The sequence below is a fragment of the Pseudomonas sp. HY7a-MNA-CIBAN-0227 genome (genome assembly GCF_040310325.1).
Taxonomy (GTDB): domain Bacteria; phylum Pseudomonadota; class Gammaproteobacteria; order Pseudomonadales; family Pseudomonadaceae; genus Aquipseudomonas.
In genome coordinates this window covers 1-239 of the sequence record NZ_JBEOPT010000345.1, presented here as the reverse complement: position 1 = coordinate 239, position 239 = coordinate 1, and the positions used below count along the sequence as shown (strand labels likewise).

Below are 239 nucleotides of genomic sequence, written 5' to 3'. Positions count from 1 at the left end.
CCCATAAACTGATTAACTATCTACTTCGCCCTGAAGTGATTGCCCCTATCAGTAACTATGTTGCTTACGCTAACCCTAACGTTCCCGCGCAAGCGCTAGTTGATGAAGCAATCCGTAACGATCCAGCCATTTATCCACCACAATCAGTGATTGATAAATTATACATTGGTGATATTCGTCCATTAAAAATTCAGCGTGTAGTCACACGTGCTTGGACCAAAGTGAAGTCAGGTCAATAA

Annotated in this window: 1 pseudogene; it reads left to right on the top strand. The window is 42.3% G+C overall.

Annotated features, from left to right (window positions below):
- Nucleotides 1-239: pseudogene (locus AAEZ06_RS28210) on the top strand (spermidine/putrescine ABC transporter substrate-binding protein PotF); the annotation flags it as partial.